The 13,442-nt window shown below is 45.2% G+C and carries 11 protein-coding genes; 6 read left to right on the top strand and 5 right to left on the bottom strand.

Annotated features, from left to right (window positions below; translation table 11 throughout):
• Positions 1 to 51: 51 nt before the first annotated feature.
• The 5 genes from prpF to ACQEXU_RS02075 all read right to left on the bottom strand — a co-directional run bounded on the left by prpF (position 52) and on the right by ACQEXU_RS02075 (position 7,012).
• On the bottom strand, positions 52 to 1,239 hold the full coding sequence (gene prpF, locus ACQEXU_RS02095) for a 2-methylaconitate cis-trans isomerase PrpF (RefSeq protein WP_427009479.1): 1,188 nt from the start codon (positions 1,237 to 1,239) through the stop codon (positions 52 to 54).
• Positions 1,240 to 1,262: 23 nt separating this feature from the next.
• Positions 1,263 to 3,860, bottom strand: coding sequence for a Fe/S-dependent 2-methylisocitrate dehydratase AcnD (gene acnD / locus ACQEXU_RS02090; protein ID WP_427009478.1), 2,598 nt, complete (start codon positions 3,858 to 3,860; stop codon positions 1,263 to 1,265).
• Between the two features lie 133 nt (positions 3,861 to 3,993).
• Complete coding sequence (prpC, locus tag ACQEXU_RS02085; RefSeq protein ID WP_427009477.1) at positions 3,994 to 5,136, bottom strand: bifunctional 2-methylcitrate synthase/citrate synthase; 1,143 nt, start codon at positions 5,134 to 5,136, stop codon at positions 3,994 to 3,996.
• Positions 5,137 to 5,268: 132 nt separating this feature from the next.
• Entirely contained in the window at positions 5,269 to 6,165 is an 897-nt protein-coding gene (gene prpB / locus ACQEXU_RS02080; RefSeq protein ID WP_427009476.1) for a methylisocitrate lyase, read from the bottom strand.
• Between the two features lie 94 nt (positions 6,166 to 6,259).
• Entirely contained in the window at positions 6,260 to 7,012 is a 753-nt protein-coding gene (locus ACQEXU_RS02075) for a GntR family transcriptional regulator (protein ID WP_427009475.1), read from the bottom strand.
• Positions 7,013 to 7,273: 261 nt separating this feature from the next.
• Between ACQEXU_RS02075 and ACQEXU_RS02070 the strand changes: the two genes are divergently transcribed.
• The 6 genes from ACQEXU_RS02070 to ACQEXU_RS02045 all read left to right on the top strand — a co-directional run bounded on the left by ACQEXU_RS02070 (position 7,274) and on the right by ACQEXU_RS02045 (position 13,425).
• On the top strand, positions 7,274 to 8,056 hold the full coding sequence (locus ACQEXU_RS02070; RefSeq protein ID WP_427009474.1) for a hypothetical protein: 783 nt from the start codon (positions 7,274 to 7,276) through the stop codon (positions 8,054 to 8,056).
• Positions 8,057 to 8,415: 359 nt separating this feature from the next.
• Positions 8,416 to 10,398 carry a type VI secretion system Vgr family protein gene (locus ACQEXU_RS02065; protein ID WP_427009473.1) on the top strand — a complete coding sequence of 661 codons (1,983 nt, stop codon included), beginning with the start codon at positions 8,416 to 8,418 and terminating at the stop codon, positions 10,396 to 10,398.
• Positions 10,398 to 10,970 carry a DUF6931 family protein gene (locus ACQEXU_RS02060; protein ID WP_427009472.1) on the top strand — a complete coding sequence of 191 codons (573 nt, stop codon included), beginning with the start codon at positions 10,398 to 10,400 and terminating at the stop codon, positions 10,968 to 10,970. Before ACQEXU_RS02065 ends, ACQEXU_RS02060 begins: the two co-directional genes overlap by 1 nt.
• Positions 10,971 to 11,273, top strand: a complete 303-nt coding sequence (locus ACQEXU_RS02055) for a PAAR domain-containing protein (RefSeq protein WP_367986501.1) — start codon at positions 10,971 to 10,973, stop codon at positions 11,271 to 11,273. It abuts the gene before it with no gap.
• Positions 11,274 to 11,494: 221 nt separating this feature from the next.
• Positions 11,495 to 12,871, top strand: a complete 1,377-nt coding sequence (locus ACQEXU_RS02050) for an ImpA family type VI secretion system protein (protein ID WP_427009471.1) — start codon at positions 11,495 to 11,497, stop codon at positions 12,869 to 12,871.
• Between the two features lie 32 nt (positions 12,872 to 12,903).
• Positions 12,904 to 13,425, top strand: coding sequence for a type VI secretion system tube protein Hcp (locus ACQEXU_RS02045; protein WP_367986503.1), 522 nt, complete (start codon positions 12,904 to 12,906; stop codon positions 13,423 to 13,425).
• Positions 13,426 to 13,442: the final 17 nt, after the last annotated feature.

The raw sequence follows: 13,442 nt of genomic DNA, 5'->3' as shown, positions 1-13,442 counted from the left end.
CCAGTATGTCCTGACATTGCTTTTCTTAAGTATCACTACCATGCAATTGTGCTATTCAAAGACATTGGAGGGAACACGCACAAAGCCCTCCATCAGTATTCTCGCGCTTCGGCTCATGATGGCTTTCTCAACCACCCAACCTTGTTCTGTTTGTTTGGCTTTTGCCCCCACCTTAAGTGTTCCTGATGGATGCCCAAACGTCACAGATTCTTTCTCTCCGCCACCAGCCGCTAAATTGACCAAAGTACCCGAAACGCATGCTGCCGAGGCAATGGCGACCGCTGCGGTACCCATCATGGCGTGGTGAAGTTTGCCCATAGATAACGCTCGGACGAGAATATCGACCTCACCTGCTTCTACGGTTTTACCACTCGACGATAAGTAGGATTTAGGCTGGGAAACAAACGCAATCTTAGGCGTGTGTTGACGTGTTTGAGCCTCTTCGAGCGAATCAATAAGCCCCATTTTTAGCGCGCCATAAGCACGAATAGACTCAAACCTCGCGAGCGCAAATTCATCGTTATTGATGTCATCTTGAAGCTCAGTGCCTTGGTAGCCAAGTGCTTCTGCATCAATGAAGATCGTTGGTATGCCTGCGTTAATGAAGGTGGCGTTGAACGTCCCAACATCCGGTACGACCAAATCGTCTACTAGATTGCCCGTTGGAAACATGCTGCCTTCGCCATCAGCAGGGTCGACAAAATCAACTTGGATTTCTGCCGCTGGGAACGTCACACCATCAAGCTCAAACGCCCCTGTTTCTTGAACGAAACCATTTACGATTGGCACATGAATCAATATGGTTTTGCCAATATTTACCTGCCATACACGAACGGTAACGATGCCGTTTTCGGGAATACGATCTTCGGCGATCAACCCTGTATGAATGGCGAAAGGTCCGACTGCAGCAGAAAGGTTGCCACAGTTACCACTCCAATCGACAAATGGCTTATCTATCGATACTTGCCCGAACAGGTAATCAACGTCGTGATCGACTCGCTGACTGCGCGACACAATCACAGTTTTACTGGTGCTGGAAGTCGCGCCGCCCATGCCATCAATTTGTTTGGCATACGGGTCTGGGCTACCAATCACACGAAGTAGCAGCTTGTCTCTTGCCTCACCTGCGACTTGCGCTGGCTGTGGCAAATCTTCAAGGTTGAAGAAAACACCTTTGCTCGTACCGCCGCGCATGTAAGTCGCCGGGACTTTGATTTGGCTTTGCATCTTGCTATCCATATCCTGCTCCGTTATTGCGCTATCTATTGCGAGAGGAAATCTTGAGCAAAGCGCTGTAACACACCGCCCGCTTTGTACACGTGAACTTCATCTTCGGTATCGAGTCGACAAGTCACCGGCACATCAACCTTGTCGCCATTCGCACGAGTAATCACTAACGCCAAATAAGCACCAGGAGTGATATCGCCGATAACGTCATAAAGTTCAGTGCCATCTAATTCGAGTGTCTTTCGGTTTACGCCATCTTTAAATTGCAGAGGAAGTACACCCATGCCAACTAAATTGGTACGGTGGATACGCTCAAACCCTTCAGCGACAATGGCTTCTACACCCGCCAAGCGAACGCCTTTCGCCGCCCAATCTCGCGACGATCCTTGACCATAATCCGCACCTGCGACCACGATAAGCGGCTGCTTGCGATTCATGTAAGTCTCAATCGCCTCCCACATGCGTGTCACTTTGCCTTCAGGTTCGACTCTCGCCAGCGATCCTTGCACGACTTCGCCGTTTTCCTTGACCATTTCGTTGAACAGTTTCGGGTTAGCGAAAGTAGCGCGCTGCGCGGTTAAGTGATCGCCTCGGTGAGTCGCGTATGAGTTAAAGTCTTCTTCTGGCACGCCCATCTTCACGAGGTATTCGCCTGCGGCGCTGCTTGCCAAAATTGCGTTCGATGGCGACAAATGGTCGGTCGTAATGTTATCGCCTAAAACGGCGAGAGGACGCATTGAAGACAGAGTTCGCTCACCAGCCAGTGCTCCCTCCCAGTAAGGAGGTCTTCGGATATACGTACTCATCGGACGCCAATCATAGAGCGGATTCGGATTGCGAGCCTCATCATTCAGTTTGAACATTTGAATGTAGACTTGATTAAATTGCTCTGGCTTAACGTACTCACCCACCACAGCATCAATTTCTTCATCCGTTGGCCACAAATCGTTGAGATAAACCGGCTTGCCGTCTTTGTCTATTCCTAAAGAATCACGTTCGATATCAAAACGAATCGTACCAGCTAACGCGTAAGCAACGACCAAAGGTGGCGATGCTAAAAATGCTTGTTTTGCGTAAGGATGAATTCGACCATCAAAGTTTCGGTTCCCAGAAAGTACCGCCGTTGAATACAGATCTCGGTCGATGATTTCTTGTTGGATTTTCGGGTCAAGCGCACCACTCATGCCGTTACAGGTTGTACATGCATAGGCGACGATACCAAAACCAAGCTTCTCCAATTCAGGGAGCAAACCAGACTCTTCAAGGTATAGTCGAGCTACTTTAGAACCCGGTGCAAATGAAGATTTCACCCAAGGTTTGCGCACCAAGCCAAGCTCATTCGCTTTCTTAGCAACCAAACCGGCCGCCACAACGTTTCTTGGGTTACTGGTATTAGTGCAAGAAGTAATCGCTGCGATGATCACCGCGCCATCCGGAAGTTTGCCTTCATTCTCTTGCCACTCGCCAGAAATGCCGCGCTCAGCAAGCTCTGAAGTAGGCAAACGACGATGGGGATTCGATGGACCAGCCAGATTGCGGCCGACTTGGGACAAATCAAACTCAAGCACGCGTTCATAAACGGCAGTATCTAAATCATCCGCCCATAGGCCGGTTTGCTTGGCGTACTTCTCTACCAAGTCGACCTGTTGTTCGTCACGCCCCGTCAGTTTGAGGTAATTAATGGTCTGCTCATCAATGTAGAACATCCCTGCGGTTGCGCCGTATTCTGGCGTCATGTTTGAGATGGTCGCGCGGTCGCCAATGGTTAGGTCTCGCGCCCCTTCGCCAAAGAATTCGAGATAAGAAGAAACAACACGTTCATTTCGCAGAAACTCGGTAATCGCCAACACGATATCGGTGGCGGTAATACCCGGTTGACGCTTACCAGTCAGCTTCACGCCAACAATGTCCGGAAGACGCATCATCGACGGACGACCAAGCATAACCGTCTCCGCCTCTAAACCGCCGACACCAATCGCAATCACACCAAGTGAATCAACGTGAGGAGTGTGACTGTCTGTGCCGACACAGGTATCTGGGTAAGCAATGCCTTGCTTGGCTTGCACCACCGGAGACATCTTCTCCAAGTTGATTTGGTGCATGATGCCGTTACCTGCAGGAATAACACTGACGTTCTCAAAAGCCGTTTTACACCATTCAATAAAATGGAATCGGTCTTCGTTCCTACGCTCTTCTATCGCGCGGTTTTTCTCAAACGCCTTTGGGTCAAAGCCTGCATGTTCAACTGCCAGTGAATGGTCAACGATCAATTGCGTTTCAACCACAGGATTTACTTTCGCTGGGTCACCGCCTTGTTCGGCAATCGCATCGCGTAGACCAGCGAGGTCGACTAATGCCGTTTGTCCAAGGATGTCATGACAAACTACGCGCGCCGGATACCAAGGAAAATCAAGGTCACGCTTGCGTTCAATCAACTGTTTTAAGCTATCAGTGAGCGTGCTTGGATCGCAGCGACGAACCAACTGCTCTGCTAAAACGCGTGAGGTGTATGGGAGCTTTTCATAGGCTCCAGGAGAAATATCGTTAACTGCTTCTCGGGTATCAAAATAATCGAGTTGGGTTCCCGGGAGCGGCTTACGATATTGAGTATTTATATTTGTGGTGATGCTCATGGGCTTGCTTCCGCTTTAGTGTACATCGTGTGCCTGAACGCACCGCGATACTGTTTTTGAAATGGATTCGCGGTGAAAGAGACGCCCCTTGTGAATGCCATGCAAGATGAAACTCACAAAGAGGCGTCACGCGCTAGCGTTGTTCGATTGGCACCCAGTCTTGATGATCCGGTCCGGTATAATCCGCACTTGGGCGAATGATTCGGTTGTTCGCGCGTTGTTCATACACGTGCGCCGCCCAACCTGTCAGTCGGCTCATCACAAAGATTGGCGTAAACAATTTGGTTGGAATATCCATGAAGTGGTAAGCCGAAGCATGGAAGAAGTCGGCATTACAGAACAGACCTTTCTCGCGCTTCATGACGGATTCCACACGCTCAGAGACCGCGTAAAGATGTGTGTCACCCACCTCTTTCGATAACGCTTCTGACCAACGCTTTATCAGCGCATTGCGAGGGTCACTTTCACGATAAATCGCATGACCAAAGCCCATAATTTTGTCTTTGTTCTCAAGCATCTTCAGAATATTGGCTTCTGCTTCATCCGGCGTTTGCCAATCTTGAATCATCTCCATCGCCGCTTCGTTTGCACCGCCATGAAGTGGACCACGCAACGTTCCGATAGCAGCAGTAATACAAGAATGAAGATCAGAAAGCGTAGAAGCACACACGCGCGCCGCAAATGTTGAGGCATTAAACTCATGCTCTGCATAAAGAATCAAAGAACAGTGCATCACCTTTTTGTGCGTTTCGCTTGGTGCTTTATCGGTAAGCAGTTTTAGGAAGTAGCCGCCAATGCAGTCTTCGCTGTTATCGTGAGTTTTGATTCGCACGCCATCGTGGCTGAATCGATACCAGTAACAGATGATCGCAGGGAAAAGCGCCAGCATTCGCTCAGTAGCATGCAGCTGTTGCTCAAAATCCATCTCTTGCTCTAAGTTACCCAGCACAGAGCAACCTGTACGCATGACATCCATCGGATGAGCATCAGCAGGGATAAGCTCTAACGCTTGCTTAAGCTCCGCTGGTAAGCCACGTAGGCTCAAAAGATGTGTCTTGTAGGCGTCTAGCTCTTGTTGATTAGGTAAGTGACCGCGTAATAGTAAATGTGCTACTTCTTCAAATTGAGCATGATTTGCCAAGTCCGTAATATCGTAACCACGATACGTTAGACCTGTCCCCGTTTTACCGACAGTGCATAAAGCTGTGCTTCCAGCGCTTTGACCGCGTAGACCTGCGCCACCTATCTCAGCTTTCTTTTCTACAGAATGAGGCATTGTTGAACTCCTTTTCTGTCTGATTTGGCTCTCTTAATGGGCTCTTTTGAATCAGACAAGTTTCACGTTATTGGATTAGAGATTCCGTTTATCTATCTTTTTCTTGGGCTTCCGTTTGTTTCTTTGTTGACCTTATTTACCCTCCGAAAACAGCTTGTCTAACTTATTCTCGTAGTCGTGGTAATTAAGGTGCTCATACAGCTCTTTTCGTGTCTGCATCGAATCAAGTAGCACTTCTTGATTGCCAACTTCAAGCAAGTGTTTGTAAACCATCTCGGCAGCTTTGTTCATCGCACGGAATGCGCTCAATGGGTACAAAACCATGTCCACGTTGGATTGGGCTAACTCTTCACAGCCGTATAGTGGCGTTTGTCCAAACTCTGTAATGTTGGCAAGAGTCGGCACATGCTTCCCTGTCGCGTCTTCGAGCGCTGCCGAGAACTGTTGATATTGGTCTAGCTGATTCATCGCCTCTGGGAAGATCATATCTGCGCCCGCTTCCACACATGCAATCGCTCGTTCAATCGCGCTATCCATGCCTTCCACCGCTAACGCATCAGTACGAGCCATAATGACAAAGCTCTCGTCATTACGCGCATCCACTGCCGCTTTCACTCGGTCGACCATTTCTTGTTGGCTAACAATCGCTTTGTTTGGACGATGACCACAGCGCTTCTGTGCTACTTGGTCTTCCATATGCACTGCCGCCGCACCCGCTTTTTCCATCGCCTTGATAGTGCGTGCGATGTTAAACGCACCACCAAAACCGGTATCGATATCAACCAGTAACGGCAAATCACACGCGTTGGTGATGCGGTCTACATCCACCAAAACATCGTTCAATGTCGTAATGCCAAGATCTGGCAAACCGTAAGATGCATTGGCGATGCCGCCACCCGACAAATAGATAGCTTGGTGACCCAAATTTTTCGCCATCATGGCGCAGTATGGGTTAATGGTGCCGACGATCTGCAGCGGGTTGTTTTGCTCAATGGCGAGTCTGAACTTCGCCCCCGGAGATAAGCGCATGACAATGTCCTTCTAGTCTTGTTTACCCTTCATACTTGAAGCCGCAGTTTTGTTAACTGCGACAACCCACCCTAATCACATAGAACAGCTATGCTCATAGGGCTGAATTGTCTTGTTGCCGCGCTGCAGCTCCAATTATTTCGGGTAAAGTTTCAGAATGTAGAATCTGTAATTCGATAAGTTTTCGGCTGCCTGAGATGTGCCTTCTCATTAGCATTTCTGCCAACTCTTCATCACGATTGCGAATCGCTTGCAGAATGAATTTGTGCTCGTTAAGTGCTTCGTTAGGACGAGATTGCGCACGTGGTGATTGGTAACGATACATGCGCAACAAGTGGTACAGCTCGTCGCAAAGCAAAGAGATAAGCTTGCTGTTTCGACTCGCTTGAATGATTCGATAATGAAAGTCGAAGTCACCATGCTGGTGGAAGTAAGACGATCCTTCTACTTCGTCAATATGTTTGGAATGTGTCGACAATAGCATTTCCAAACTCAACAATTCTTCTTGAGTGATATAGCGAGCCGCGAGCCTTGCTGCCATGCCTTCTAATGCTTCGCGGACGGAATACAGTTCGATGAGCTTTTCTGGAGAGAAAGTAATAACACGAGCACCAACATGCGGAATACGCTCAATCAAGCCAAGCCCTTCAAGACGCATCATGGCTTCACGTAAAGGACCTCTACTTACTTGATATTTCTTGGCTAATTCAGGTTCTGAGATTTTACTTCCCGGCTTGATATCACCACCCACGATCGCTTCAATTAACGATTCTGTTAGCGTTTCTGACTTTGTATTCTCTTTTTCAGAAACAACTACTTTATGATGAGTTTTTAGTTCCGTATTCATATTCAATACACTCGCTTAGAAGACACCAACGTGTCTACAATTTGCTCTAATGAATATAAAATAGGCTATGAAAGTGTCGACAATCAAGAATATTGTCGACAATTTAGACTAAGGTATAGTTCATTCTTTCCTATTTCATAAGAAACCACCGAAAACCAATACCCATCACGACTCATATTTGTGACAAATCCCTAAGCAATGTAAACCGTACGGCACTACCATTAACGACCAATCATTCAAAAGTTAATTTAAGGGTCAAGATTGAAGAGCAAGCTACTAGGCTTTTTAGCCATAACGACATTGCTTTCTGGTTGTATTGCATTTACTGATAGTGCAAAAGAACACCGTTACCCTTCTCTATCCGATGCGACCTATTCAAAGGAAGAATTAACTGTAAAAGAGACGAATAACGTGCTGCGAAGTGCGATTGTCAACAATCGTCTCGTCTCACTTACTGCCACTGATATGATTAACCAGTCGATGCCCGTCGTCTTTGCTGAAGCTTATGATGATTCATCAAAAATTGCATTGGAAAGCCAAGAGTTTCATCGATCTTTAGAAGAACTTGTGAAAGAGTTTTCGTGTCAACTCTATGCATCACGACAACCAACACACACCATTCAACTTTGTCCTGCGTCCAATCAAGTGGTTTTAAATAATCTTGATTATCTACCATTTACTGAGGGAGTTTGGTTAACACAGCGCTTATCTAGCTACTATGAATCCTCTCAGCAGCCACATATGTTCGAGCTATATTTAAAGTCCGGAATTGAGAAACCATTAACTAGCGTATGGGGAGCTGTACATGAAGCTGGGTACTTCCCTGCGAGTAAAGTTAACCCGAGGGATTTGGTTTTAACCATTTTCTTAGATAGTTATAACAAACCAGAATCTCAGCAACCTTGGCAACGCTTATACCGTGAACCACTGGTTTTCTTTGTATTTTTACCACCAGTGGACCATATTCTTGAACACCAAAATGAAGTCAAGGCAATGGATTTTGCCTACAACAACGCAAGACTCTTATTGGTCGATAGTCGTTAAAAAGCACCTAAATAAAGCAGGCGTTTTTAACACGCGAAGAGAAAACCATTTTGAAAACATAAGTACAGATTGACTCTGATCCATCAAGCTAGCGTCAATCAAGATCTTTTCTGGTTCATCGTGATAAACACTTGATGATCAACTTTGAGGTTTGTCTTCGTATGTAGTTGTTTCCTTAGTTTTCTTTGTATTTGCGTTCGACATCACACTCTCCTTACTCCATCCCAACACAAAATATTCATACACTAAGAAATAATGATTAATTATTTACAATTAAATAACACATAAGACCTAGTAATTACTGACATAAATAACAATTAGGGACCAATTGCTATTTCACACATGATTAAGGAATAGATATGGCTGGACAGTTTTCTGCTTCTGCAAGCACAATGTCGGCAAAAGATTATAAAAATGAAGGACATACAGTAACTTCTTTTCAAGTCATCGATTCACTCTCGGTACCATTTGAGATTGTAGTGACTCTCATTTCCAATTCGTTTGATCTACAAGACCAGTTAGGGCAATCCTTGACGTTACGGCGTTTTGCCAACCAATCGGGTAACTTAACTAAATCAAAAACATTTAATGGGATTATTACGGAAGTCCTGCATCTCTCCATTGATTCAAATCTTCAATATTCGAGTTATCAAATCACCCTACGCCCATGGTTATATTTGCTCAAATACACACATGGATTTCGGGTCTATCAGAATCAATCAACCAAAGAAATTATTACTGATGTGTTCAACAATGCGGGTTTTAGTGGCCAGTACCAATTGAATAATTTGCCAGCAACAAAACGAGAGTATTGCTTACAGTATAACGAATCCGATTTCGACTTTGTCTGCCGATTGATGGCGGAAGAAGGGATCCACTTTTTTTTCCAACATTCCGACGGAAAACACACCATGCTTTGCCAAGATGCTCAATCTCCTTTTGATAAAGCAGAAATCAATCAATTTGATATGATCGAAGTTCCAGAAGGGAAAAATCCTCTAATTGACAGGTGGATGCCCAAGAGCTGTTTTCATGGTTCAAGTATTGAACTTACAAGTTTCGATTACAACCAAACAAAATTGATTTCCAGCAAACCCAAGAAAACCACCCACTCGATAGCAAATGCTTCTAAACTGACGCAGACTCACTACCCACCACTTGGTATTAATGGTGATCGAACCGATCTCGCTAGTAATTTAGCGAAGCGGCGCATCGAATTAATCGAACAACAATACCAACAAATTATTGCAACCGCGAAGCAGGATGCATTTGAGTTGGGTACTTGGTTTTCATTAGCTAATCATTTAGACAAATCCCAGCAAGGAGACTATTCGGTAGTCTCCATTCGAACTCAATACACCGAATCTGTCGAATGCGATGTCGAAATAGAACTCATCCCAAAATCTGTCACTCATTACCCTCAATTAATTGAAAAACAACGAGTTCACGGTTTGCAAAGTGCACTTGTCGCGGGCTCGTCAAATGGCGAAGTAAATCAAGATGAACAAGGAAGAGTCAGGATACAGTTTCATTGGGACACAGAAACAACAGGCGACAAAACCAGTTGTTATGTGCGAGTCGCCCAAATGATGGCAGGCAATAGTTATGGCACCCAGTTTATACCGCGCGTTGGGCAAGAAGTTCTAGTCGCCTTTATCGATGGCGATCCAGATCAACCCATTATTACAGGGAGCGTCTACAACAGTAAGAACCCGCCTCCCTATAAGGAGTCCAATAGTACTAAGACGGGTATTAAAACCAAGCTTTCTGGGCAAAGTAACGAGCTTTATTTTGATGATAAGAAAGATAATGAACTGCTCTACTTACATGCCGCAAAAGACCTTACACAAGAAGTTGAAAATAACCACACTGAAACGGTTAAAGGTGAACTGTCTCAGTCTGTGACTAAAGCCATAAACGTATCAACAGAAGATAACTACACCCTAACTGTTACAAAAGAGCTCTCTGAAAAAGCAAAATCAATAACATTAGAAGCAGATAGCAGTATTGAACTTAAGGTAGGTTCGAGCAAAATCACCCTTTCAAGTTCATCCATTTCTATCGAGGCCAGCAATATTGATATTAAGGCCAGCAGCTCACTTAACCTCGAAGGGACCAACGTAACCAGTAAGGCTACGTCTGCCAATAAGGTCTCAGGAACAACAACGGCTATCGAGGCGACAAGTTCAAATAGCATCAAAGGGATGAGTGTCTCAGTCAAAGCAGACACAACATTATCTGCTGAAGGCTCCTTGAGTGCTGAGTTTAAATCTGGACTCAAAGCCACATTTGATGGCGGAGTGATGGGTGAAGTTAAGGGTGCAATTGTAAAGGTAAACTAATGACATACAAGAAAATCCCCTATCAATATGCCGCTCAGGTGTTGGATCGATTTCCGGCGTCTGATGAAGCTAAATCATTAATCAGCCAAGAAATGCGTATTGATGAAGCCATCTCCACAATGCAGGATGGCCACTATTACAATGACTTAATTCAGTTTTTTGCACACGCGCTACCAGTAAGAGAATCAATTTGGTGGGCTATAGGGTGCCTGAGCAGCAGAGCTGACGTATGGTCTTCTCAGCAAAAACAATGCATCGAAAACGCACATCAATGGGTTTTGCAACCATCCGAAGAGTCACGCCGTAAAAGCGAATTATTTGCTCAACGACTTAACTTAAACTGTGGGCCATCATGGTTGTCACAAGCGGTGTTTTGGAATGGCTCAGGCAGTATTGTGGCACCAGACTTACCTGTAGTACTCCCAGACCCATTTATCTATGCTAAAGCCGTTGCTGGTGCAATTAACCATGCAGCCGTTTTACCTGCGTGGAGCGAAACAGATACGTATTACGAACATGCGATCACCACGGCATTAAACATCGCTAATGGTGGTAATGGTAAGGAGACTTAAATGACATTACCTGCAGCTAGACTCACTGATATGCATGTGTGCCCTATGCAGACCCCAGCGGTTCCCCCAGTTCCTCACGTAGGTGGCCCTATAACTGGCCCGGGGACCCCCACTGTTTTAATCGGAAATATGCCCGCAGCAACAATGGGCGACATGTGCGTTTGTGTCGGCCCGCCCGACAGTATTGTTAAAGGTAGTGCAACAGTACTGATAGGAAACAAACCTGCTGCGAGAATGGGAGATACAACTGCACATGGCGGAAGCATTGTATTAGGAATGCCCACAGTACTTATCGGGGGATAAGCCCCTATTTTTAAATAGGTTATTTATAGTTTTATACCGTCATCCGTCCAGTTTTCTGGAGGCGCTTCAAACTTTAGGTCAAATAATTAATTTGTTTGAGACTTTTTACAAAAACACCCTACCATTAACAACTAACAAGAGTAATTAATAATACTTAACAAACAAGATACGAATAATTCGTAAGTTCTATAAGATGGATTTATATTAGCAACGGATTGCTTATGATTGATGTTGAAGGTTTGCTCTCTCCTATCTCTGAGCAAGCACCTTGTGGTGCATATTTAAAGCTAGACCGAACGACATATCGTAGTTTAAGGAATGCCTATAACACTGCCCAGTCATCCTTTAGGCAGCTGGTAGAAACACCAGATGCTTCAAAGAATGAGGATCTACTAGAAGCCAATTACAATAACTGGCAGGCACTCAATAGCACGACATATGAAACGCTTCGCCAGTCAACCAAAGACTTAGAAATCCTTGGATGGTATATAGCAAGCCAGCTTTTTACCGATGCACCCTTTTTGCATTTAAGCCAGTCTTTAGATGTGCTCAAGCAGTACGTTGAATTATACTGGCCAACACTCAACCCTATGCCCCCAAGAGAAAAACTCAAAGCAACTGATGATGAATCTGCGGCAAGAGAATGGGCGGAGTTTAGGATAAAACCGCTGCTACAATTGGTCGGTGAAAGCGATGATAGCACTGCCATTTACGTCCCATTGCAACTCACCCCGCTAATCAGCACTATTACATACGGAGATTTTCTCCTAGCTGAGCGTGATGGCTCACTAGCGGTATTGAAAGAGAGCACCCAGAAAGCTTTTAACGAGCAAGAGCTTCAAGATACGTTACAGAATCTCGCCCAATCTCTTGAATCACTAACAACAACCGAAACTCTAATTGCAGCAAAATGCAAAGAAGTTGGCGCTTCCACCGTAAGTTTCAAGTTCATTAAATCCAATTTAGTTAACTTGTTAAAAGCCATTGAATACCTAGTTCGCGATATATGCGCTCACTGGCCCCTCGATAGCAATTATCAATTGATCACAGAAACAGAATCAGCTAATCAAACATCAACAAATAATATCGTACCCGATCCTGTAGCCCAAACTGAGTCCACTACCCCACTTCAAGCACAAGTAAGCACTACAACGCAGGACGCAATACATACGGCAACAAATGGTATGGATTTATCGAATTCAGCTCAACAAACAGTCACAAGTTCTGCCATTTCCAATCGAGATCAGGCATTTGGAGAGTTACGTAAACTCGCAGAGTTTTTTAAACAAACGGAACCACATAGCCCTATCTCTTTTCTTCTGGAAAGAGCCATTCGTTGGGGATACATGAGTCTTCCTGAGCTGTTAGAAGAAATGATCGGCAATGAAAAGCATGTTCTAAGTTATATCAACCAATTAACAGGAATGGATAACTTAGACCAAACCGATTTAAGTGACAAACAAGTCCCAATTCCTGTTCCAACGGCAGTTTCTGCTCCCCCGGTTGAAAATCAGCCTAAACAAACAGAATCACCGATAACTTCACCCATAACAGAAACCACTCAATCATCTGGCAGTATTCAAGATTTCGAGTGGTAACCATACAGAGCGATCAAACCAAGGAGAGTTAAATGGCTTCTATATTTATGAGAATTGACGGCACAAAACCAAAGGGTGCCGCTACTGTTGAAAAAATTGGCGGTAAGGACGGCTTTTTTGCAGTAGACAGCGTTAACTGGAGTGCTGTACGTGGCGTTGGCATTGATGTCGGTAATGCGAATAACGCAGACCAAGGTATGGTCGCTCTAGGCGAAGTTAACATCTCACGCGGATGTGATGGTGCAACACCCTACCTAACCACTTTCCTATATGCACCTGGCGGCGAAGGTAAGACAGTCGAAATCGTTATGACAAAACCAAACCGCGAGGGCTCTGGCGCTGATCCATATCTCATTCTTACTCTGAAAGCAGCGCGTATGTCGAGTTACAACATGGGCGTAAGCGATGGCACATTGCCAAATGAATCATTTAGCCTCACTTACACAGAAATATCTAAGGCTTACTACATCGAAGGCGAAGGCGGCAAGATTGAAAAAGGCCCTGAAGTAGGATTTGACGCAACAACTGCGAAGGTTACGTCTACTGCGTCATAACGTTTAAGGAGATAGAT

The sequence above is a fragment of the Vibrio sp. TRT 21S02 genome (assembly GCF_050113675.1).
Lineage (GTDB): Bacteria > Pseudomonadota > Gammaproteobacteria > Enterobacterales > Vibrionaceae > Vibrio.
Note: the sequence above shows the minus strand (reverse complement) of the source record. Positions and strands in the feature narration are given on the sequence as shown.

Coding starts and splice junctions, on each gene's coding strand:
- acnD (WP_427009478.1), bottom strand. CDS start 3,860: ATGAGCATCACCACAAATATAAATACTCAATATCGTAAGCCGCTCCCG.
- ACQEXU_RS02060 (WP_427009472.1), top strand. CDS start 10,398: ATGACATACAAGAAAATCCCCTATCAATATGCCGCTCAGGTGTTGGAT.
- ACQEXU_RS02045 (WP_367986503.1), top strand. CDS start 12,904: ATGGCTTCTATATTTATGAGAATTGACGGCACAAAACCAAAGGGTGCC.
- prpF (WP_427009479.1), bottom strand. CDS start 1,239: ATGGATAGCAAGATGCAAAGCCAAATCAAAGTCCCGGCGACTTACATG.
- prpB (WP_427009476.1), bottom strand. CDS start 6,165: ATGCGCTTATCTCCGGGGGCGAAGTTCAGACTCGCCATTGAGCAAAAC.
- ACQEXU_RS02075 (WP_427009475.1), bottom strand. CDS start 7,012: ATGAATACGGAACTAAAAACTCATCATAAAGTAGTTGTTTCTGAAAAA.
- prpC (WP_427009477.1), bottom strand. CDS start 5,136: ATGCCTCATTCTGTAGAAAAGAAAGCTGAGATAGGTGGCGCAGGTCTA.
- ACQEXU_RS02065 (WP_427009473.1), top strand. CDS start 8,416: ATGGCTGGACAGTTTTCTGCTTCTGCAAGCACAATGTCGGCAAAAGAT.
- ACQEXU_RS02055 (WP_367986501.1), top strand. CDS start 10,971: ATGACATTACCTGCAGCTAGACTCACTGATATGCATGTGTGCCCTATG.
- ACQEXU_RS02050 (WP_427009471.1), top strand. CDS start 11,495: ATGATTGATGTTGAAGGTTTGCTCTCTCCTATCTCTGAGCAAGCACCT.